Genomic DNA, 19,989 nt, shown 5'->3' on the forward strand with positions numbered 1-19,989 from the left:
TTCCAGTCCTTTATTTAGTTACACCCTTTATCACCACACACAACAAAGGTAAGCGTCATGCTGCAGGAAATTTTCATCGCCGCTGCTGCCGGGGGCAATCCGTCCAACGCCCTGTCGCAGATGGGCTTCGAGCACCTGATCCACGAAATGACCACCCAGCCGGGCGACTTCGCCGTCTCCTGGGTCGTGCTGATCACCCTGATCGTCATGTCGGCGCTGTCGTGGTACTGGACCGTCATCAACATCTTCCGCGCCACCCGCCTGAAGAGCGCTGCTGACCGCGTCGTGAGCCTGTTCTGGGATACCCCGAACGCCCAGGACGCCATCCGCGCCATGGAAGAGCAGCCGGCTTCGGAGCCGTTCTCGAAGATCGCCCTGGATGCTGCGCAGGCTGCTGCCCACCACCAGCGCGCTGAAGGCGGCGCCACCGGTGGCCTGGGTGAGAACCTGAGCCGTTCGGAGTTCGTCGACCGCGCCCTGCGCCAGGCCGTCACCCGCGAAAGCAACAAGCTGCAGTCGGGCATGACCCTGCTGGCCACCGTCGGTGCGACCGCTCCGTTCGTCGGTCTGCTGGGTACCGTGTGGGGCATCTACGGCGCGCTGATCAAGATCGGTGCCACCGGCTCCGCTTCGATCGACGCCGTTGCCGGCCCGGTGGGTGAAGCGCTGATCATGACCGCGATCGGTCTGTTCGTCGCGATCCCGGCCGTGTTCGCCTTCAACTTCTTCAGCAAGATCAACAGCGCGACCATCAGCAAGTTCGATACCTTCGCGCACGACCTGCACGACTTCTTCGCCACCGGTTCGCGCGTCCGCTAATTGCGGCGCGCGTCACCCGGTGACGAGCAAGTAGACACCAAGATCTAGACGGAGCCCGTTATGGCTTTCAGTAGTGGTAACAGCGGCGGCCCCATGGCCGACATCAACGTTACGCCCCTCGTGGACGTGATGCTGGTGCTGCTGATCATCTTCATCATCACGGCGCCTCTGATGTCCCACAAGGTCAAGGTGGATCTGCCGGAGGCGAACCTGATCCAGAAGCCGGAAGACGCTGAAAAGCGTGCCGGTCCGATCACCTTGGCGGTCAAGGAAGACGGCTCGATCTACTGGAACGACGAGGAAATCGACAAGCAGACGCTCGAGTCGCGCCTGTCGACCGCCGCCCAGCAGACCCCGCAGCCGCCGCTGAACCTGCGTGGTGACCGCACCACCAAGATGCGCGTCATCAACGATCTGACCAAGATCGCGCAGGAACAGGGCATGCTGGACGTCGGCTTCGTCGCGACCAAAGAGAAGGGGCAGTAAGCCATGGCATTCAGTAGTGGTGGTGGCAAGGGCCCAATGGCCGACATCAACGTCACGCCCCTCGTGGACGTGATGCTGGTGCTGCTGATCATCTTCATCGTGACCGCGCCGATCATGACGTACCCGATCGCCGTGGACCTGCCGCAGCGCGTGCTCAACCCACCGCCGCAGCTGGTCGAACCGCCGCCGCCGATCGAACTGAAGATCGACGCCAGCAACCAGGTCTCGTGGAACAACAGTCCGATCAACACGAGCGAACTGCAGCAGCGCATGGAACAGGAGGTCCAGAAGGACCCGACGAACCAGCCGGAACTGCGGATCGACGCGAGCCCGGACTCCGAGTACGACGTGATGGCCAAGGTTCTGGCCGCCGCGAAGAACGCGCAGATGAAGAAGATTGGCTTCATCCAGCAGAACTGATCAGCGGTACTGCAAGACTCAGTCATGACGCGACTGGAAACGCCCCTGGAGACAGGGGCGTTTTTTTTTGCCGACCCGGTATCTGTGGGGGCTGGCTCGTTTTCAGCAGACAGGGGCGCTGGACCCGACCCGTCGCCTATGATCGGCAGATGCTCGCCCTCTTCGACTCGCTGCGGCACTGGCTCGACGGCATCCCCCACCTGGGTACGACCCTGGCGGTGGCCTACCTGCTGTACCTGCTCTACCTGTCGGGCTGGATCATGCTGCAGAAGCGCGAGCCGGTCGCCACGCTGAGCTGGATCCTGTCGCTGGCTGCCCTGCCCTATCTGGGGCTGTTCATCTACTACCTGCTGGGCCCGCAGAAGGTGAAGCGGCAGCGCCTGCGCCGAGGCCGCGCGCGCTCGGGGATGGAACACTACAGCAGCGTCTGCCCGCCCGATGCCGACTGCACCGAACTGGCCAAGATCGCCCAGGCCACCACCGGGCTGGCCCCCAGCAGCGCCACCGAGGTGACCTGGCTGGTCGATGGCGGGGCCACCTACAGCGCGTTGCTGGACGCCATCGCCCAGGCGCGCCACCACGTGCACCTGCAGTACTACATCTTCAATCCGGACCATGCCGGCACTGCCGTGCGCGACGCGCTGGTCGAGCGCGCCCGTGCCGGCGTGCAGGTGCGCCTGCTGCTGGATGCCGTGGGTTCCTCAGCCGTGTCACAGCGCTTCCTGCAGCCGTTGCGCGATGCCGGCGGCGAAGCGGTGTGGTTCCATCCGCGGCAGCTGCTCAAGCCCTTCAAGCGGCCCTGGCTGAACCTGCGCACGCACCGCAAGATCGTGGTGATCGATGGCACGCTGGCCTTCACCGGCGGCATCAACATCACCGACGAGGAAGACGAACGGCGCAACCCCGATGCCTACCGCGACCTGCACATGCGCCTGCGCGGCCACGTCGTGCGCAGCCTGCAGCTGGTCTTCGTGGAAGACTGGCTGTATGCCAGCGGCCAGGGCGCGGCGGACCTGGAAATGGCCACGCTGTGGCCGAACGACATGCCCCACCGGCGCGATGGGACGATCGATGCCCAGGTGCTGGTGTCCGGCCCGGATTCGTCCTGGGAAACCATCCACCGCCTGCATGTGGCGGCCATCCAGGAAGCGCGGGAGCGGGTCTGGCTGGTCACGCCCTACTTCGTACCCGGCGAGGCCGCGCGCATGGCACTGACCTCGGCCGCGCTGGGGGGCCTGGACGTGCGCCTGCTGGTACCGAAGATGAGCGATTCCTGGTTCGTCACCCAGGCCGCGCGCTCGTACTTCGACGAACTGCTGCAGGCCGGGGTGAAGATCTTCGAGTACGGCCCGCGCATGCTGCACACCAAGGCCTTCATCGCCGATGACGAGGTCTGCATCGTCGGCAGCGCCAACTTCGACCACCGCAGCTTCCGCCTGAACTTCGAGCTGTCGATGATGCTGCGCGACGCCGGACGGGTCGGTGCGCTGGCGCAGCTGCTGGAGGCCGAGTTCGCTGCCGCCACGCAGGTCCACAACGAACGCCAGCGCTCGCTGTGGCTGCACCGCCTGCCGGAGGCCTTCGCGCGGCTGGCCTCGCCGCTGCTGTGAAGCGCTACACTGCCCGCGTCACCTGGGGAGACTGACATGTACTGGTTGTTCCTGCTGCTGGCGCTGGGCTGTTTCGCCCTCGCCCTGAAGACCCCGAGCATGGGGTTGATGGTGTTGGCCCTGCTGGCCGCCCTGGGCTTCCTGCTGGCCTGGGTGCGGGGCCGCTACGTGGCCCGTTTCGGCGACCTTCAGCGTGATCCGGCGACGCTGATCGACGCCGAGGAGCTGCGTCGCCTGCGTGAGCAGGCCCAGGCCCGGCGCGCGGCCGCAACGGACGACCGTGATCCCCCTGCCCCTTTGTAGTGCCGTTCCATGACCCAGCTCAGCGTCAACGTCAACAAGGTCGCCGTGCTGCGCAACTCGCGCGGCGGCGATGAACCGGATGTGGTGCGTGCCGCCCAGGCCTGCCTGGATGCCGGCGCGCACGGCATCACCGTGCACCCGCGGCCTGACCGCCGCCATATCACCGCCGAGGACGTGGTCGCGCTGTCGGCGCTGACCCGTGCGCGCGGCGTGGAGTTCAACATCGAGGGCAACCCGTTCGCGCCGCCACGCGAGGGGTACCCCGGCCTGCTGCCGCTGTGCGCGCAGACCCGCCCGGCCCAGGCCACCCTGGTCCCCGATGCCGACGGCCAGCTGACCTCCGACCACGGTTTCGACTTCGCCCGTGATGCACAGCGGCTGCGCCCGCTGGTGGCCGAACTGAAAGCGATGGGCTGCCGCGTCAGCCTGTTCGTGGATGCCGGCAACCCGCTGCTGGAGCAGGCCGCCGAGGTCGGTGCCGACCGCATCGAGCTGTATACCGGCCCCTACGCCGAAGCCCACGCCGCCGGCGATGCGCGTGCGATGCTGGCGCTGTTCGCCCAGGCCGCCCGCCGCGCCCAGGCCGTCGGCCTGGGCGTCAACGCCGGCCACGACCTGTCGCAGGCCAACCTGCGCGACTTCCTGGCCGATGTGCCGGGCGTGCTGGAGGTGTCGATCGGCCACGCGCTGATCGGCGAGGCGCTGTACGACGGCCTCGACGCCACGGTGAAGGGTTACCTCGCGCTGCTCTGAGCATAGCGCCGGGCCTGGCGCCACCGGCCAGGCTCCCTTCCGCCGCCCACCATCGCAGCCGCTGAGACGGCGGCGTCATGCGCTGCTGCGCTGCTGCCATGAAGGCTGCGCGCGCCGCCGTCGAACGCTGTGGATAAGTCTGGGGTCAACGGTCTCACCGAATGGCGCTCACGCCTACAGCTACATGAATTCCGGCCGGTTGCACCGCCTGTGGTTAGCAATAATACTAACGACTCGATGCCAGGCCGGAGGGCGACATGGAACAACACGCTCGCAGGGCCCACACCGCGATCAAGGGCCGCGGCGCGACCTCCCACCTCGCCGGGCGCTTTGAACGCACCATCAGCGAAGCGGTGGATGACGGCTGGGACGCCGAGGATGGGGTGGAATTCGCCACACCGCGGCTGCGTACCGAAGTGCGCGCCGAAACGGCGCGCAGCATCATCAGCCGCAACAACTCCCCGGACGTGGGGTTCAGCCAGTCGGTGAACCCCTACCGCGGCTGCGAGCATGGTTGCTCGTACTGCTTCGCGCGCCCCTCGCACGCCTACCTCAACCTGTCGCCCGGCCTGGACTTTGAAACCAGGCTGTTCGCCAAGACCAATGCGCCGCAACTGCTGCGCAGGGAACTGTCGAAGCCGGGCTACGTACCGCAGCCGATCGCGCTGGGCATCAACACGGACGCGTATCAGCCGATCGAGCGCAAGTTCAAGCTGACCCGGCAGCTGATCGAGGTGATGCTGGAAACGAAGCATCCCTTTTCGCTCATCACCAAGAATGCGCTGGTGGAGCGTGACATCGACCTGCTGGCGCCCCTGGCGGCAGAGAATCTGGTCAGCGTGCATTTCTCGGTGACCTCGCTCGATTCACATCTGTCGGCGAAGCTGGAACCGCGCGCGTCGGCACCCCATGCCCGGCTGCGTGCGATGAAGCGCCTGCATGACGCCGGCATTCCTGTTGGCGTGATGGTGGCGCCGGTGATCCCGTGGATCAACGACAGCGAACTGGAGGCGGTGCTCGAAGCCTGTCGTGATGCCGGTGCCAGCACGGCCGGCTATGTGTTGCTGCGGTTGCCGCTGGAGGTATCACCGCTGTTCCGCGACTGGCTTGACGCACATTACCCCGACCGTGCCACGCATGTGATGAGCACCGTCCAGCAGCTGCGCGGTGGCAAGGATTACGACAGCCGGTTCGGCACGCGCATGCGTGGTCAGGGCGCGTATGCCGACCTGCTCAGCAACCGCTTCAAGCTGGCCCGCAAGCGGTTGGGCTTCAACGCGCAGAACAGCCATTGGCCGAAGCTCGATTGCAGCCGGTTCCTGAAGCCGTTGCCGCCGCGCAGAGAATCGCCGCAGGGCAGCCTGTTCTAGACCGCCCGGGTGGGCACGACGCGGCGGTTTGAAGGCGCGTATCGACGTCGCGTCTGCCGATGGACGTGGGCGGGCTGCAGGCGAAGACTGGTCGTGGGGGCGTCCATGGGCGCAAAGGGGAACACATGCTGATCGATACCGATGCGGTGGCGGCACTGGACGCTGCCAATGCCGCGATTGCCGCAGTGACACCGCGCCAGCGGCGTGCGGTGCTGGCCGAGTTCTATCTGCGCGATGCGATGAGTCCAGCGCGCGCGCTGCGCTGTGCCGACATCGACGCCGTGCTGCAGGCGGAGCTGCAGGCCTGTATCGCATTGGGGCTGCTGAAGAGGAGCGGACCCCAGCAGTGCTACTTCGACCTGGGGGCACTGCAGAGGCAGCAGAAGGCACAGCGCCGCACGGCGCTGCGGGTGGCGCTGTTCATGCCGGTGCTGGTGCTTGCCATCGCAGCAGGCACGATGGCGTTGCTGTAGGGGCTGCGCCGCCGCGCTTCAACCGCCGCCGAACAACGTCTGCGCGCTCTGGAACAGGATCCAGCTGGTGGCGATGAACTTGTCCCCACCCTGCGGCCGGTTGCCGCGATGGGTGTGGGTGAACGCGGTCGGGGCGATCAGCAGGCTGCCGGTACGCGGGGCGATCCTGCGGCCCTGGAACAGGAACTCGGTTTCGCCTTCGTCGAACCCATCGTTGAGGTACAGCGTCCACAGCAGGTGGCGGTGCAGGGTCTCGGCCTGCGGGTCCTTGGGGTACAACTCGCAGTGCCAGTAGGGGTAGCCCCCCTCGCCGGCCTGGTACCACTGCAGGTTGATCGCACCCGGGCGCAGGCAGGTGCGGGCCAGGTCGGCCAGCGTGCCGGGGTCCATCTGCGGGAAATCCTCGGCGGTCAGCCGGCGCGGCTGGCCGTTGCTGTCCTGGATCTGCAACATCAGCGGGGCGATCAGCGCCTGTGGATAACGGCGTAGATAAGTCAGCAGCCCGGCGAAAACCGCCTGCTGCAGCAGGTTGTCCACATCCTGCCAGCCGTCCAGCCCGCTGATGCGAAGATCCTTGCTGCGCTTGAGTTCCGGGAACACACCGCTGCCCACCGCACCGGGGCTGAGGCGGTCGCTGCCTTGCATGCGGCTGACGATGGCGGCACACACCTCGGGCGGAACGGCGTTGTGGATGACTTCGATGAAATCGACCGGGCCCTGCTCGTGCATGCGCGTTGTCCGTGGCGGCAAGAGCCCGATGGTGCCGCGCGCTGGCAACGATGTCACGTGACGGTCATGCCATTGCGCTGGCATGACCGTCGTCGGTGCGGCAGGGATCAGCCGTTGCCGGCGTCGTGCGCGTGGTGGTAGCGCACGGCTTCGGCCACTTCCTCGCGCGAGCCGAGGAACACCGGCACGCGCTGGTGCAGGTGGTCGGGCTGGATGTCCAGGATGCGTTCGCGGCCGGTCCAGGCGGCACCGCCGGCCTGCTCGACCAGCAGGCCCATCGGGTTGGCTTCGTACATCAGCCGCAGCTTGCCGGCCTTGCCCGGGTCCTTCTTGTCCCACGGGTAGATGAAGATGCCGCCGCGGGTGAGGATGCGGTGCACGTCGGCGACCATGCTGGCGATCCAGCGCATGTTGAAGTTCTTGCCGCGCGCGCCTTCCTTGCCGGCCAGCAGATCGGCCACATAGCCCTGCATCGGCGCCTCCCAGTGGCGCTGGTTGGACATGTTGATGGCGAACTCCTGGGTGGCCGCCGGAATCTGCATGTTGGCGGTGGTCAGCACGAACTCGCCCTTCTCCCGGTCCAGGGTGAAGGCGTGGGTACCGTGGCCGACGGTCAGCACCAGCTGGGTGCTGGGCCCGTAGATGCAGTAGCCGGCGGCGATCTGCCGGCTGCCCGGCTGCAGGAAGGCGTCATCGCCGGGCAGCTCGACGTTGGTCGGGCAGCGCAGCACCGAGAAGATGGTGCCGACGGAGACGTTGACGTCGATGTTGGAGCTGCCATCGAGGGGATCGAACAGCAGCAGGAAATCGCCGCGCGGGTAGATGTCGGGCACCGGCTGGCTGTGGTCCATTTCCTCCGAGGCGCAGGCGGCCAGGTGGCCACCCCAGGCGTTGGCTTCCAGCAGGATCTCGTTGCTGATGACATCCAGCTTCTTCTGCGCTTCGCCCTGCACGTTGCCGGTGCCGGCATCGCCCAGCACGCCGCCGAGGGCGCCCTTGCTGACGGCGATGGAGATGCTGGTGCAGGCACGGGCGACCACGGCGATCAGCTGGCGCAGGTCGGCATTGATGCGGCCGGCGTGCTGTTCTTCGATCAGGTACCGGGTCAATGATGTACGGGACATGGGCGGGCGGGCCTTGGCAGCGGGGAAACGCCTATTGTCGCCCGTGCGGGCGGCGCGTGCGTGACCGTGGGAGAACGGAATCGTTTCCAGATGCGTTGCGCTGGTGGCGCCTTCCTTCATGGAGGCGCGCGGGAGGGACAGGCTGCGCGGGACACGCCGTGAACCCCCCTCCGGGGTCCGGCCCAGCCGCTGGCGGCTGGGCGTTCGGGCGCTTGCGAAGCAGTGCTTCGCAAGCAAAGCGCCCTCACCCATGGCGCCTGCGGTCCCGCGCGCTTCAGGGTTTGCCGCGAGCGCGGAGGGTGTGGCAGAGGCAGAAGCAGGAGCAAAAACAAAGGCGCCTTGCGGCGCCCTTGTCTTCAAACCACTGCAGCGGTCGTTCAGCCCTTGGCGACGGTGGCCACGGCCTTGGCGACGTACTCCAGGTTGTTCTGGTTCAGCGCGGCCACGCAGATGCGGCCGGTACCGACGGCATAGATGCCGAACTCGTCACGCAGGCGCTCGACCTGCTCGCGGCTCAGGCCGGAGTAGGAGAACATGCCGGCCTGTTCGTTGATGAAACCGAACTGCGGGGCACCGGCGGCCGCCAGCTTTTCGACCAGGCCCTGGCGCAGGGCGTGGATGCGCTCGCGCATCTCGGTCAGTTCCTGCTCCCACAGCGCGCGCAGCTCCGGGTTGGTCAGCACGCCGGCCACCAGCGCGGCACCGTGCGTGGACGGGCTGGAGTAGATGGTGCGGATCACGCGCTTGACCTGCGACTGCACGGCCTTGGCGTCGGCGGCGGTCGGGGCGACCATCGACAGCGCGCCCACGCGCTCGCCGTACAGCGAGAACGACTTGGAGTACGAGTTGGCGACGATGAAGCTGTCGATGCCGGCCTCGGCGATGATGCGCACGGCCGCGCCGTCCTGCGCGATGCCCTTGTCGAAGCCCTGGTAGGCCATGTCGATGAAGGGGAACAGCTGGCGGTCCTTCAGCAGCTGCGCCACCTGCACCCACTGGGCGGCGGTCAGGTCGGCACCGGTCGGGTTGTGGCAGCAGGCGTGCAGCAGCACCACGGTGCCCGGCTGCAGCTTGCCCAGGTCGGCCAGCATGCCGTCGAAGTCGACGCCGTGGGTGGACGGATCGAAGTAGGTGTAGTCGAGCACCTCGAAGCCGGCCGCGCTGAACACCGCGCGGTGGTTTTCCCAGCTCGGGTTGCTCAGGGCGACGGTGGCGTGCGGCAGCAGCTTCTTCAGCACGTCCGCGCCGACGCGCAGGGCGCCACTGCCACCGACGGTCTGGGCGGTGGTGACGCGGTTGGCCGCCAGCAGCGGGGAATCCTTGCCGAAGACCAGTTCGCGGGTGGCCTGGGTGTACGCCGGCAGGCCGTCGATCGGCAGGTAGCCGCGCGGTTTGGCCTCGGTGGCGAGCTGCTGCTCGATCTGCTTGACGGCGCGCAGCAGCGGAATGCGGCCGCTCTCGTCGTAGTAGATGCCCACGCCCAGGTTGACCTTGGTCGGGCGGCTGTCAGCGTTGTACGCCTCGGTCAGGCCCAGGATGGGGTCGCCCGGGACCAGTTCCACGTTTGCAAAGAAGGACACGGCAATATCTCGTTCGGTAGACGGATAGGGGGAGGGGGGTGCAGCCCTGCAGGTCGCGGCATCGCGCCGAAACCGGACCATCGTAACAAAGCCGGCCGGCCCCGGCGGCACCGCTCGTCACGCCACAGCCCGTACCATGGCGTGCGTTGCCGCCCGATCCATGAACCTGAACCATGAATCCCGCTCCAGCGCTGTCCGCTCTGTCCCTGGTGCTTGCCCTGCCTGCCCTGGCGGCCGAACCCACCGCCCTGCCCGCGGTCGAGGTGCAGGTGGCGCGTGCGCAGGGCGTGGACCCCTTCGCGCTGCCGGCATCGCTGGACACGGTCTGGGTCGGCGAGGACCGCGCCGGGGCCGGCGCACAGCTGTCCGAGGCGCTTGCAGGGGTACCGGGCGTGGTCGCGCGCGAACGGCAGAATTTCGCCCAGGACACCCAGCTGTCGATCCGTGGCTTCGGTGCGCGCTCCACCTTCGGCGTGCGCGGGGTGCGTGTGCTGATGGATGGCGTGCCGGCCACCATGCCCGATGGCCAGGGCCAGCTCTCGCACGCCAGCCTGCTCGGTGCCGAGCGTATCGAGGTGCTGCGCGGGCCGTTCTCGGCGCTGTACGGCAATTCCTCCGGCGGCGTGCTGCAGGTGTGGAGCGCGCAGGGCCAAGCCGGTGATCCCTGGCGGCTGCGCGTCAATGCCGGTGCGGACAACACGCTCAGCGTCGGCGCGCAGCTGCGCGGGGCCCGCGCGGGTATCGACTACAACGTGGCGGCCAACCACTTCCGTACCGATGGCTGGCGCGAGCACAGCCGGGCCCGCCGCGAATCACTCAATGCCCGCATCGGCGGCGAGCTGGGCGGGGGACGGCTGGAACTGCTGCTCAACGCGCTCGATGCGCCCGATGCGCAGGACCCGCTGGGCCTGACCCGCGCGCAGGTGGCGGCCGACCCACGCCAGGCCACGGCGGTGGCCGAGCAGTACAACACGCGCAAATCGGTGCGCCAGCAGCAGGCTGGGCTGCGCTGGACCCGCGAGAGCGGTGCCCAGCGCTGGCAGCTGATGGGCTATGCCGGCCAGCGCGCGGTCACCCAGTACCTGGCCATTCCGCCCGCGGTGCAGGCCAACCCGCTGCATGCCGGCGGGGTGATCGACCTGGACGGTGCCTATGGTGGCCTGGACGCGCGCTGGGGCTGGAACGGTACGCTGGCTGGCCGCCCGCTGGACCTGGCCGTCGGCATCAACGCCGACCGCCAGCGCCAGCACCGCACCGGCTACGAGAACTTCATCGGTACGACGCTGGGCGTGCGCGGACGGCTGCGCCGCGACCAGATCGACACCGTGCAGAACGTGGACCAGTTCGTGCAGGCCTGGTGGCAGTGGCGCCCGCGCTGGTCAGTGCTGCTGGGCGCACGGCACAGCGCGGTGCGCTTCGCGTCGGATGATCGCTACATCGTCGGCCGCAACCCCGATGACAGTGGCCGCCGCCGCTACCCGGCCACCACGCCGGTGGCCGGGGTGAGCTTCGAGGCCACCCCGCAGTGGCGCCTGCATGCGGCCGTGGGCCGTGGCTTCGAGACACCCACCTTCAACGAACTGGGCTACCGCGCCGATGGCCGGGCCGGGCTGGCGCTGGACCTGTCGGCCGCGCGCAGCCGCACCCTGGAAGTGGGCAGCAAGTGGCATGCACAAGGCGGCCGTGTGCTGGACATCAGCGTGTTCCGTGCCGACACCGACGACGAACTGGCCGTGGCCAGCAACACCAACGGCCGCAGCACCTACCGCAACATCGGCCGCACCCGCCGCCAGGGCATGGAGCTGGACTACCGCCAGCCGCTGGGGGAACGCGCCGAACTGCAGCTGGCCTGGACCTGGCTGCAGGCGCAGGTGCGCTCGGACTACCTGACCTGCGGCGGCAGCGGTTGCAGCGTGCCGGACACCGTGGTGCGTGCCGGCAGCCGCCTGCCGGGCGTGCCGCGGCAGCAGGCCTTCGCGCGCCTGCAATGGCAGCCGGGCGTGTGGCAGTGGGCAATGGAAGCCAGCGCCAGCAGCACGGTGGGGGTGAACGACCTGGCCACCGACACGGCACCGGGCTACGCGCTGCTGAACCTGGAAGCGGGCCGGCGCTGGGCACGGGGCAGCGGCGAACTGCGTGCCTTCGCCCGCGTGGACAACCTGCTGGACCAGCGCTACATCGGCTCGGTGATCGTCAACGACGGCAATGGCCGTTACTTCGAGCCGGGCCCGGACCGACGCGCCAGCGTGGGCGTGCAGTGGTCCTGGCGGTGATCTTCCCTGCGCTGCGCCGGGCCCATTACACACCCTTACATTTGCGCGGGCCGGCGGCCACGGTGGCGTCGCTATCATGATGCCAATGGGAATCGATCCCATTTACATCTGAGAAGGATTCCCCCCGTGATTGCCGATGCCCACACCCGCGCGGGCCTGCCGCGCGCTGCGTTGCCGTGCCCGCCTGCGCCCGTGCGGCGTGCTTCTGGACAGCATGCGCTTGCGCTGGCCGTTGTCCTGGCCCTGCCGATGGCGGCCCACGCCGAGGCCCCGGCCAGTGACCCGACCACCCTGGATGGCCTGGAAGTCACCGCGCGCCGGCAGTCACAGGTGGACAGCTACACGCTGCCGGCCAGCCGTGCGGCCATCGGCCTGGACCTGAGCCTGCGGCAGACCCCGCAGTCGGTGACCACGGTGACCCGCCAGCAGATGGATGACCTGCAGATCGAGTCCATCGACGATGTGCTGACCAGCACCACCGGCATCACCACCTATTCGCTGGACAACGCTGGCCGCACCACCTTCCGTGCGCGCGGCTTCGACATCGGCAACTTCAAGGTCGACGGCATGCTGGTCAACGGCGCCAGCAGCTTCAGTGGCGGCGGCGCGGCGCTGAACATGGACCTGTATGACCACGTGCAGGTGGTGCGCGGTGCCAATGGCCTGCTCGGCGGCACCGGTGATCCGTCGGCCACGGTGTACCTGGAGCGCAAGCGCCCGGGCCGGGAGTTCGGCGCGGCCGCCGCGCTCACCGTCGGCAGCCACGACAAGCGGCGCCTGATGGGTGACCTCAACACGCCGCTGACCGCCGATGGCCGCGTGCGCAGCCGCGTGGTGGTCAGTGCCGAGGATTCGGACACCTTCCGCCAGCGCGAGAACATCCAGCGCCTGGCCGGGCTGGCCAGCATCGAGGCCGATCTGGGCAGTGCCACGGTGGTGAACCTGGGCGTGCAGTACGAGAAGACCCGCAACGGCGGCGCCTCCTGGGGCAGCAACGTGCCGATCTGGTGGGCCGATGGCAGCCGCGCGCAGCTGTCGCGCAGCACCAACCCGGCTGCCGACTGGAGCCTGGCCAAGCGCGATGCCACCACCGTGTTCGGCAGTGTCGAGCAGGGCCTGGGCGCGGGCTGGACGCTGCGTGCGGCCTTCGCCCACGACAGCGGTGATACCTACACCCACTACGGCGTGGCCAAGGTCAACAATGCCGCGCGCGGGCAGGGCTTTGCCGGCTTCTGGAACCCCGATGGCAGCGGCGCGTTCCTCAATGCCATCCACAGCGAATCCGATACCCGCCGCGACAACCTGGACATCAGTGCCAGCGGACCGCTGCAGCTGTTCGGCCGCGAACACCAGCTGATGGCCGGCTTCAACGGCTACCGCAGCGAGATCACCGATTACACCTTCAGCGCGGCGCTGGGCAACTGCTCGATTGCCGGCGTGGCGCCGTGGAGCGGCTGCCAGTACCGCGCGGTCGGCCTGCCGATCGCCGACTGGCGCAGCTGGGATGGCAGCTACGCACCGTTCACCGCGTTCCGTACCCCGGCGCGCACCAAGACCATCACCCAGAACCTGGGCGGCTACCTGGCCGGGCGTTTCAGCCTGTCCGACCCGCTGTCGCTGGTGCTCGGCACCCGCGTGAGCAACTATAAGACCTATACGCAGACCTACACCCTGACCGGTGCACGCACGCGCAGTGCCGCCACCGGCGAGCAGCAGGTGGTGACGCCGTATGCGGGCCTGGTGTGGGACTTCGCGCCGAACTATTCGGCGTATGTGAGCTACACCGATGTGTTCAGCCCGCAGGGCAACGTGCGCGATGCCAACGACACGCTGCTCGATCCGGTGACCGGCAAGAGCTACGAAGCCGGCATCAAGGGCGAATGGGCCGATGGTGCGCTCAATGCCGCGCTGGCGCTGTTCCGCAATGCGCAGAACAACGTGGCCGAAAGCACCGGCCTGGTCCACCCGGATACCGGGCTGACCATCTACCGCGCCGTGGACGGGGTGACCTCCAAGGGCGCGGACCTGGAAATCTCCGGGCGCCTGGCGCCGGGCTGGAATGTGTACGCCGGCTATACCTGGCTGCAGGTCGATGGCCTGTCCTACCAGCAGGACCCGCGCCACCTGCTGCGCCTGAACACCGCCTGGACCCTACCCGGCGCCTGGTCGAAGCTGACCGTCGGTGGTGGCCTGTCGGTGCAGAGCGGCACGGTGATGTCGACCAATCCCGGCCGTCCGCTGGGCAATGGCCGCTACGACGCCAGCAACCTGCCGCTGGGCGGCTACACCCTGGTCAACCTGATGGCCCGCTACGCGTTGACCGATACGGTGCAGCTGGCGCTGAACATCAACAACCTGACCGACAAGACCTACTACACCCAGTACGGCTTCTACGACGGGCTGATCTTCGGCGAGCCGCGCTCGGCCACGTTCACCGTGCGCGCGCGGTTCTGACCACCCGCCCGGCCCCGGCCCTGCGCGCCGGGGCCGCTTCTGGGAAGATGCCGGCATGATGGCCGAACCGCCCTGCCCTGCCGCCCGCCTGCTGGTTGTCGATGACGACCCGGAAATCGGCGCGCTGCTGGCGCAGTACCTGGGCCAGCATGGCCTGCAGACCGATGTGGTGGGCGACGGCGCGGCGATGTGGGCCGCGCTGCAGCGCAGCCGCTTCGATGCGGTGGTGCTGGACCTGATGCTGCCCGGTGACGATGGCCTGGCGCTGTGCCAGCAGCTGCGTGCGCAGAGCAGCCTGCCGGTGATCATGCTGACCGCGCGCGGGCGGCCGATGGACCGCATCCTCGGCCTGGAAACCGGTGCCGACGATTACATGGCCAAGCCGTTCGACCCGCGCGAGCTGCTGGCGCGTCTGCGCGCGGTGCTGCGCCGGACCGGCGTGCAGCTGGAGCCACCGCCGGCCCGCCTGCACTTCGCGGGCTGGACCCTGGATACCCGCCGCCGCGCGCTGCAGGCCGCCGATGGCCGTCGCCACCTGCTGGGGGACACCGATTTTGCCGTGCTGCTGTTGCTGCTGCGCCAGCCCGACCAGGTGCTGGAGCGCGACTTCCTGGTCGAGCAGGTCTACGGCCGCGACCGCCAGCCCAATGACCGTGGCATCGACATGTGCATCAGCCGCCTGCGCCAGGTGCTGGAGGACGACAGCCGCGCGCCGGCGCTGATCCGCACCGTGCGCCACCGTGGCTACAGCCTGGCCGGGCCGGTGCACGCCGATGACTGAGCCGCGCCTGGGCTGGCCGCGCACGCTGTATGGCCGGCTGATGATCGTGCTGGTGGCCGGCATGCTGCTGGCGCAGCTGCTGACCGGCACGGTCTGGCATGACGCCCGCTATGAGCGGGTGGCCGAGATACCGGCGCGGCTGACCGCCGCGCACGTGGCGCAGAGCCTGCGCCTGCTGGAGGCAGCCGATTCACCGCTGGCCGGGGCCGACCCCGCGCTGCTGTCCACCGCCGACCTGTCCGTGCACGCGGTCGATGACGGCGGCAGCGTGGCGCTGCGCGCACGTGACCGCACCGTCGAGCGCCTGCTGCGCGATGCACTGGCCAGTGAACTGGGCAGCCCGCGCGAACTGCACCTGCAGCACCTGCGCCTGTATGACCGGCAGGGGCGCGATGATGACGATGTGCTGTCCGCCCGCCATGTGGCCGGCCAGTTCCAGCTGCGCGTGCGCAGCGCGCAGGGCCAGTGGCTGCAGTTCGATGTGCGCGAGGGGCAGGCCGGCCTGCAGCTGGAACCCACCCACGCGCTGGGCGACTACCTGCTGCGCATCTACGGCCTGCGCACGCTGCTGATCCTGCTGCTGGCCCTGCTGGTGGTGCGCTGGCTGACCCGGCCGCTGACCCGGCTGGCGGCCGCGGCACAGGCACTGGGCCGCAACCTGCATGCCCCGCCGCTGCCGCTGGAAGGCCCGCGCGAGGTGCGCCAGGCCGCGCACGCCTTCAACCAGATGCAGGCCCAGCTGCAACAGGCGGCGCACGCCCGGGAGGAGCTGCTGGCGGCGGTGTCCCACGACCTGCGCTCGCCGCTGACGCGGCTGCGCCTGCGCACCGAACTGCTGGCCGATGACGCTGCCCGCGAGCGCTGGCGGGCCGACCTGGACGATATGCAGGCGCTGGTCGACTCGATCCTGGATTACAGCAGCGCCACGCAGCTGCAGGGGCACCGCGAAGCGGTGGATATCGATGCGCTGCTGCGCACGGTGGTGGAAGATGCGCGCGAAGCGGGCCATGCCGTGCAGCTGGGCGGCCAGGGGGGCGTGGCCTGCCCCGGCTTTCCACGCAGCCTGAAGCGTGCCTTGGCCAATCTGGTCGACAACGCGGCCCGCTACGGGGGGCAGGCGCAGGTGGTGGCCTCGGCCGATGCGCAGGCCGTGCAGATCGTCATCCAGGACCAGGGCCCGGGTATCCCCGCCAGCGAGCGGGCGCGGCTGCTGCAGCCGTTCCAGCGGCTGCAGGCCTCGCGCAGCGATCGCCAGGGCGGTACCGGGCTGGGCCTGAGCATCGCGCTGGCCATCGTGCAGGCGCACGGGGGCCAGCTGGCGCTGGAGGACGGTCCGGGCGGCCGCGGGCTGTGCGTGCGCATCACCCTGCCCCGCGCGCAGCCGGCCGGCTGAGCCGGCGCGCTGCCTGTTCAGCCGGGCACGGCGGCTGAGGTGAACGGTGGCGTCACGGCCGGCTAACGGCGGCGCCGGTACACCTGCCCACCCGCCTGCTGCTGGAGCCGGCCATGCCCCGCCTGGAACGTCCCGCACCGTCCGTGTTCAACGTCCACCTGGATCCGCTGGGCGCCCGCAGCGCGCAGCGCCGGGCCCGCCAGGCCGCCGAACCGCAGGCCGTGGCCCAGGATTACCAGCAGTACATGCGCAGCGATTACGAGCGCCGCCGCAGCCAGGGCCATCGCAGCTGGCGCGACCTGTGCGCCGCCTATGCGTTCGCGTTGAGCACGCATGCCGCCGATTGGCCGCGCGGCGGTGATGCCGATACCGATGAGGAACTGGCGGCGCACTGGGAACAGATGCGCGGGCAGTCGCGGTTGTCGTGGCAGCAAGCCCGACCGGTGGTGGAAGACGCCTGGATGGCGCTGGACCACATGCCGGCCGCGGCGGTGCGGCCGCTGCTGCAGTAACGCCACACCGTGAACCCGTGCAGGACGGCCAGGCAGTGCCTGGCCGTCCTGGTGCGGATCAGAAGTCCGCGCGGATGCCGAAGGTGATGCGACGGCCGGAGAACTCGTACTGGGTCGGGAACGCCTTGTCGATGGTGTAGCCCTTGGTCTTCTCGTCCAGCAGGTTGATCGCTTCCAGGTTCAGCTTCCAGGTGTCGTTGAGGCGGAAGCCGAACGAGGCATCCAGCTGGCCGTAGGCGTCGCGGTACACCGGGTACATGTTCAGGTGGATGTACTCGACGTACTTGTCCTTGAAGTTGTACGAGGCGCGCGCGCTGAAGCGGTCGTTCTCGTAGTACAGGGTGAAGTTGTACGCCTTCTCGGCCAGGCCTTCCGGCGGGGTCGGGATGCCCAGGTCGGACGCGCCGGTCAGCGAGTTGTCCAGCTGCGTGTAGTTGGCGTTGATGCCCCAGCCTTCCAGCGCCGGGTGCAGCATCGACAACGGCAGCTGCGCGACCAGTTCCACGCCGGTGACCTTGTAGGCGCCATCGGCATTGACCGGCTGGTACACCTCGAAGTCGTAGTAGCCGTCCAGCGACCCGTTGGCGTTGAGCTTCTCGACGTTCTTGACGATGCCGGTCAGCGACTGCCGCACCACGCCGTCGATCTTCTTGGAGAAGTACGAGGCTGCCAGCAGGCCGCCGTTGCCCAGGTACTTTTCCAGGCCCACTTCCCACTGCCTGGCGGTGGTCGGCTTCAGTGCCGGGTTGCCGTCCATGAAGCGGAAGCTGCTCCAGCTGACGGTGCGGCGGTAGGCGATGTCGGTCAGCGACGGGCGCATCAGCGTTTCCGAGGCTGCACCCCGCAGCACCAGGCCGTCGGCGATCTCGGCGGTCATGTTGAAGCTGGGCAGGATCTTGCTGTAATCGCCGCTGCTGGAGATCGGCGTGGCGGTGAAGCCGTTGCTGCCATCGGGCTTCTGCACCGGGTGGAAGCCGGCCGAATCGACGTCGGTGTCGATCGAGCGCACGCCCAGGTTGGCGTACACCGGCACGCGGCCGATATCGAAGTAGAAGTCGGCCATGGCATACAGCGCCAGGGTCTTCTCCTTCACTTCGTAGTACTGGCCCGGGTCCAGCGGCGTTGCATAGCCGGGGTAGCGGAAGGTGGCGCGGGCGTAGGCGTTGGAGATCTGCTGCCAGTCCAGGTCGCTGGGGCGGTAGGCGCCCCCCGGGGCCAGCTGGCTGATCCACATCGGGTTGCTGTCGGCCAGCGTGCGCTTGTTGACCCACGCGGTGCTGCCGGCGCCCGGGCCCTGGATCTTGCCGCTGCCGAACTCGCGTTCCTTGGTCTTGTCGGTGTAGCGCGCGCCGAACTGCAGTGCGCTCAGCGCCGGGAAGAAGGCCAGGTTCATCTGCCGGCGCAGGTCCAGCTGCGCGGCGTACTTGTCATCCTTCACCTTCTCCACTTCGGTCTCGTACGCTTCGAACAGGTACTTGTCCGGCGAGTGGTACATGTCGAAGCCACCGGCGCTGCTGGGAACCGTCTCGCCGCCATCGGCGGTCCAGCGCGTGCGTGACGGCGCATAGGCCACGTGCTTGAGGTTGGCGTAGTCCGAATCCTTGCGGGCACCGGAATAGCCGATCAGCGCATCGATGTCCCAGCTGCCCACCTTCCAGTCCAGCTTGGTGCTGAACTGGCGGTAGTCGGTGTTGGCGTTGCGTTCCTTGCTCAGGATTTCATGCTGCGTGGCAGTGTAGGCCACGTCCTTGAGCACGGTGATGCCATAGGCACCCAGCGTGGTCTTGTCGTAGTCGTAGATGCGGTCCAGGGTGCTGCGGCTGGAGGCCGAATAGGCCGCGGCATCGTACTCGTCCTCGTGGGTGTCATAACCGCCGAGCATGCCGTCGAAGCTCAGGGAGAACGTGTCGCTGGGCTTGAACTGCAGCGATGCGGTCGCACCCCACTGGTCCTGGTCGTTGAGGTAGACGCGGTCACCGACCTTGTCCTGGAAGATGATGCGGCTGGTTTCGTCCTTGTCCAGGCGGTTCTTCACCACCACGCCGGCATCGCGCGCAAGCACGGCGGCGGCCTGCGAGGCGCGGGTGCCGGACGCTTCCAGGAAGCGGCCCATCGGGCGGAAGTTGATGCCCGAGTTGGAATCGGTGCGGTTGGTGCGCTTGGCCTTGGAGAACGACACCAGGCCGCCCCAGTCGCCCCAGGTATCGCTGGCCAGGAAGGAGATCTTCGGGTCGATCTTGCCGTTGATCGAATTGTGCGAGGCTTCTGCCGAGGCACTGAACTTGGGTTCGTTGTAGTCGAACGGCTTGGCCGTTTCGATGTAGACCGAGCCGGCGATGCCGCCTTCCTCATCGGCGGCGGTGGGCGATTTCTGCACCGTCACCGTCTGCACCACGTCGGAGGCGAAGATGTCGAACTGCACGTCACGGCCGCCACTGCCCGAGGCGGTGGCCAGGTTGTTGATCGAGACCAGGGTGAATTCGCTGGGCAGGCCGCGCACGCTGACCTTGCTGCCCAGCCCCTTGTTGCGCTCGATGGTCACGCCCGGCATGCGCTGCAGCGCTTCGGCCAGGTTCTGTTCGGGGAAGTCGGCCACGTCGGTGGCGACGATGGAATCGGAGAAGCCGATGTTGGCGCGCTTGAGATCGACCGCGCGTTCCAGGCTCCTGGCATAGCTGCCGCTGACGTTGACGGTGTCCAGCTGCTGCAGCTGCTGGCGGGTATCGCCATCATCGGTGGCCTCTTCGGCCATGGCATCGATGGGCAGCGCGGCCAGCCCGCCGATCAGCACAGCATGCACGGCGTGGGACAAAAGCTTCGCATGGGGGGCGGAACGGGCCGCCTCCCGGTGGTTGGTTCGCATGGGTTGAATCCCGGGTCCTTGAAGGGGTCGTACGCTGCGCCCACCC

General features: G+C 68.2%; 17 protein-coding genes. 13 read left to right on the forward strand and 4 right to left on the reverse strand.

What is annotated here, in order from left to right; genetic code table 11:
• Nucleotides 1-57 precede the first annotated feature (57 nt).
• The 8 genes from exbB (at nucleotide 58) to Q9R17_RS08415 (ending at nucleotide 6,234) form a co-directional block, all read left to right on the forward strand.
• A complete protein-coding gene (gene exbB, locus Q9R17_RS08380) occupies nucleotides 58-819 on the forward strand; it encodes a TonB-system energizer ExbB (protein WP_308157954.1) in 762 nt (253 codons plus the stop codon).
• A gap of 60 nt (nucleotides 820-879) precedes the next feature.
• Nucleotides 880-1,305: a biopolymer transporter ExbD gene (locus tag Q9R17_RS08385; protein ID WP_308157955.1), complete on the forward strand. Its 426-nt coding sequence runs from the start codon at nucleotides 880-882 to the stop codon at nucleotides 1,303-1,305.
• A 3-nt stretch (nucleotides 1,306-1,308) separates the two neighbouring features.
• Nucleotides 1,309-1,725: a biopolymer transporter ExbD gene (locus tag Q9R17_RS08390; RefSeq protein WP_308157956.1), complete on the forward strand. Its 417-nt coding sequence runs from the start codon at nucleotides 1,309-1,311 to the stop codon at nucleotides 1,723-1,725.
• Between the two features lie 149 nt (nucleotides 1,726-1,874).
• A complete protein-coding gene (gene cls / locus Q9R17_RS08395) occupies nucleotides 1,875-3,335 on the forward strand; it encodes a cardiolipin synthase (protein ID WP_308157957.1) in 1,461 nt (486 codons plus the stop codon).
• A 36-nt stretch (nucleotides 3,336-3,371) separates the two neighbouring features.
• The gene (locus Q9R17_RS08400) at nucleotides 3,372-3,638 is read left to right on the forward strand and encodes a hypothetical protein (RefSeq protein WP_308157958.1); all 267 of its coding nucleotides are present in this window, start codon (nucleotides 3,372-3,374) and stop codon (nucleotides 3,636-3,638) included.
• Between the two features lie 9 nt (nucleotides 3,639-3,647).
• A complete protein-coding gene (locus Q9R17_RS08405; RefSeq protein WP_308157959.1) occupies nucleotides 3,648-4,391 on the forward strand; it encodes a pyridoxine 5'-phosphate synthase in 744 nt (247 codons plus the stop codon).
• A 257-nt stretch (nucleotides 4,392-4,648) separates the two neighbouring features.
• Nucleotides 4,649-5,761 carry a PA0069 family radical SAM protein gene (locus Q9R17_RS08410; RefSeq protein ID WP_308157960.1) on the forward strand — a complete coding sequence of 371 codons (1,113 nt, stop codon included), beginning with the start codon at nucleotides 4,649-4,651 and terminating at the stop codon, nucleotides 5,759-5,761.
• Nucleotides 5,762-5,886: 125 nt separating this feature from the next.
• Complete coding sequence (locus tag Q9R17_RS08415) at nucleotides 5,887-6,234, forward strand: hypothetical protein (RefSeq protein WP_308157961.1); 348 nt, start codon at nucleotides 5,887-5,889, stop codon at nucleotides 6,232-6,234.
• Between the two features lie 18 nt (nucleotides 6,235-6,252).
• On the opposite strand, the gene Q9R17_RS08420 is transcribed toward Q9R17_RS08415, so the two are convergent.
• The 3 genes from Q9R17_RS08420 to Q9R17_RS08430 form a co-directional block, all read right to left on the reverse strand.
• A complete protein-coding gene (locus Q9R17_RS08420) occupies nucleotides 6,253-6,963 on the reverse strand; it encodes a 2OG-Fe(II) oxygenase (protein WP_308157962.1) in 711 nt (236 codons plus the stop codon).
• A gap of 107 nt (nucleotides 6,964-7,070) precedes the next feature.
• The gene (locus Q9R17_RS08425; protein WP_308157963.1) at nucleotides 7,071-8,087 is read right to left on the reverse strand and encodes a class 1 fructose-bisphosphatase; all 1,017 of its coding nucleotides are present in this window, start codon (nucleotides 8,085-8,087) and stop codon (nucleotides 7,071-7,073) included.
• Between the two features lie 377 nt (nucleotides 8,088-8,464).
• Entirely contained in the window at nucleotides 8,465-9,667 is a 1,203-nt protein-coding gene (locus tag Q9R17_RS08430; protein WP_308157964.1) for an amino acid aminotransferase, read from the reverse strand.
• A gap of 173 nt (nucleotides 9,668-9,840) precedes the next feature.
• On the opposite strand from Q9R17_RS08430, the gene Q9R17_RS08435 reads away from it, so the two are divergent.
• The 5 genes from Q9R17_RS08435 (at nucleotide 9,841) to Q9R17_RS08455 (ending at nucleotide 17,080) form a co-directional block, all read left to right on the forward strand.
• Complete coding sequence (locus Q9R17_RS08435) at nucleotides 9,841-11,940, forward strand: TonB-dependent receptor (protein WP_308157965.1); 2,100 nt, start codon at nucleotides 9,841-9,843, stop codon at nucleotides 11,938-11,940.
• A gap of 126 nt (nucleotides 11,941-12,066) precedes the next feature.
• Nucleotides 12,067-14,394 (forward strand): TonB-dependent siderophore receptor, encoded by a 2,328-nt coding sequence (locus Q9R17_RS08440; RefSeq protein WP_308157966.1) that lies wholly within the window; start codon nucleotides 12,067-12,069, stop codon nucleotides 14,392-14,394.
• Nucleotides 14,395-14,452: 58 nt separating this feature from the next.
• On the forward strand, nucleotides 14,453-15,175 hold the full coding sequence (locus Q9R17_RS08445) for a response regulator transcription factor (protein ID WP_308157967.1): 723 nt from the start codon (nucleotides 14,453-14,455) through the stop codon (nucleotides 15,173-15,175).
• Nucleotides 15,168-16,568, forward strand: coding sequence for an ATP-binding protein (locus Q9R17_RS08450; RefSeq protein ID WP_308157968.1), 1,401 nt, complete (start codon nucleotides 15,168-15,170; stop codon nucleotides 16,566-16,568). Before Q9R17_RS08445 ends, Q9R17_RS08450 begins: the two co-directional genes overlap by 8 nt.
• A 113-nt stretch (nucleotides 16,569-16,681) precedes the next feature.
• Nucleotides 16,682-17,080, forward strand: a complete 399-nt coding sequence (locus Q9R17_RS08455) for a hypothetical protein (RefSeq protein ID WP_308157969.1) — start codon at nucleotides 16,682-16,684, stop codon at nucleotides 17,078-17,080.
• A 58-nt stretch (nucleotides 17,081-17,138) separates the two neighbouring features.
• Here Q9R17_RS08455 and Q9R17_RS08460 read toward each other — a convergent pair whose 3' ends face one another.
• Nucleotides 17,139-19,880: a TonB-dependent receptor gene (locus tag Q9R17_RS08460; RefSeq protein ID WP_308157970.1), complete on the reverse strand. Its 2,742-nt coding sequence runs from the start codon at nucleotides 19,878-19,880 to the stop codon at nucleotides 17,139-17,141.
• Nucleotides 19,881-19,989: the final 109 nt, after the last annotated feature.

The organism is Stenotrophomonas sp. 24(2023) (assembly GCF_030913365.1).
Lineage (GTDB): Bacteria > Pseudomonadota > Gammaproteobacteria > Xanthomonadales > Xanthomonadaceae > Stenotrophomonas.

Coding starts and splice junctions, on each gene's coding strand:
- Q9R17_RS08425 (WP_308157963.1), bottom strand. CDS start 8,087: ATGTCCCGTACATCATTGACCCGGTACCTGATCGAAGAACAGCACGCC.
- Q9R17_RS08385 (WP_308157955.1), top strand. CDS start 880: ATGGCTTTCAGTAGTGGTAACAGCGGCGGCCCCATGGCCGACATCAAC.
- Q9R17_RS08415 (WP_308157961.1), top strand. CDS start 5,887: ATGCTGATCGATACCGATGCGGTGGCGGCACTGGACGCTGCCAATGCC.
- Q9R17_RS08390 (WP_308157956.1), top strand. CDS start 1,309: ATGGCATTCAGTAGTGGTGGTGGCAAGGGCCCAATGGCCGACATCAAC.
- Q9R17_RS08405 (WP_308157959.1), top strand. CDS start 3,648: ATGACCCAGCTCAGCGTCAACGTCAACAAGGTCGCCGTGCTGCGCAAC.
- Q9R17_RS08435 (WP_308157965.1), top strand. CDS start 9,841: ATGAATCCCGCTCCAGCGCTGTCCGCTCTGTCCCTGGTGCTTGCCCTG.
- Q9R17_RS08455 (WP_308157969.1), top strand. CDS start 16,682: ATGCCCCGCCTGGAACGTCCCGCACCGTCCGTGTTCAACGTCCACCTG.
- Q9R17_RS08410 (WP_308157960.1), top strand. CDS start 4,649: ATGGAACAACACGCTCGCAGGGCCCACACCGCGATCAAGGGCCGCGGC.
- Q9R17_RS08450 (WP_308157968.1), top strand. CDS start 15,168: ATGACTGAGCCGCGCCTGGGCTGGCCGCGCACGCTGTATGGCCGGCTG.
- exbB (WP_308157954.1), top strand. CDS start 58: ATGCTGCAGGAAATTTTCATCGCCGCTGCTGCCGGGGGCAATCCGTCC.
- Q9R17_RS08400 (WP_308157958.1), top strand. CDS start 3,372: ATGTACTGGTTGTTCCTGCTGCTGGCGCTGGGCTGTTTCGCCCTCGCC.
- Q9R17_RS08445 (WP_308157967.1), top strand. CDS start 14,453: ATGGCCGAACCGCCCTGCCCTGCCGCCCGCCTGCTGGTTGTCGATGAC.
- cls (WP_308157957.1), top strand. CDS start 1,875: ATGCTCGCCCTCTTCGACTCGCTGCGGCACTGGCTCGACGGCATCCCC.
- Q9R17_RS08420 (WP_308157962.1), bottom strand. CDS start 6,963: ATGCACGAGCAGGGCCCGGTCGATTTCATCGAAGTCATCCACAACGCC.